At 63.8% G+C, this 853-nt stretch carries 1 protein-coding gene and 1 pseudogene; both read right to left on the minus strand.

Features of this window, described 5'->3' with window-relative positions:
- Nucleotides 1-580: CaiB/BaiF CoA transferase family protein (locus tag AWV70_RS22005; RefSeq protein WP_201024455.1), on the minus strand; the 580-nt coding region annotated here is incomplete at its 3' end.
- Nucleotides 577-853 (minus strand): annotated as a pseudogene (locus AWV70_RS22010) (hypothetical protein); the annotation flags it as partial. The gene AWV70_RS22005 and the pseudogene AWV70_RS22010, both read right to left, overlap by 4 nt.

The raw sequence follows: 853 nt of genomic DNA on the forward strand, positions 1-853 counted from the left end.
CCTTCTGGCCCTTGCCCGTGCGATGCCGTTCCTCGAGCGCAGCGAGGATGCCGATCACGCCGAACATGCCGCCGGTCACGTCGACCACGCTCGATCCTGCGCGCAGCGGACGTCCCGGAGGGCCCGTCATGTAAGCGAGGCCGCCCATCATCTGCGCGACTTCGTCGAGCGCGGTACGGTCTTCATAGGGCCCCGGAAGAAAGCCCTTTTCCGAGCAATAGATCAGACGCGGATTGGCTTCGGACAAGGCATCGAAGGACAGACCGAGCCGATCGAGCGCGCCGGGACGGAAATTCTCGACCAATATATCCGCGTCGACGCACAGATCACGCGCGACGGCCTTGCCTTCTTCCGACTTCAGATCGAGGCAGATCGAGCGCTTGCCCCGGTTGTACATCGGGAAATAGCCAGCACCCGAACCGAGCAGACGGCGCGTGCGATCACCCCCCAGGGGTTCGACGCGGATCACATCCGCCCCCAGGCCGGCCAAAATGTGGCCGACCGTCGGTCCCATGACCATATGAGTGAATTCGATGACCTTGATCCCGGCGAGCGGGACAGGTCCGGTCGCGCCGGTCAACGGGCAATCCTTTCCGCATAGTCGAGCATCGGGCCCGCATCGGGGGTAAAGCCATAGAGCGGTTCGCCCGGCAGCGCCTCCGCCAGGATCGTCCGAACAGCGAGCAGTTTTTCAAGGTCGATGCCGGTCCGGAGCCCCATGGAATTGAGCATCAGAACGAGATCCTCGGTCACGAGATTGCCTGATGCGCCGGGCGCATAGGGGCAGCCGCCGAGGCCGCCTAGCGATGAATCGAGCGTGGTGATGCCTTCCTCCAACCCTGCCAGCGCATTG

The sequence above is a fragment of the Sporosarcina koreensis genome, assembly GCF_001531445.1.
In the GTDB taxonomy this organism is placed as follows: domain Bacteria; phylum Bacillota; class Bacilli; order Bacillales_A; family Planococcaceae; genus Sporosarcina; species Sporosarcina koreensis_C.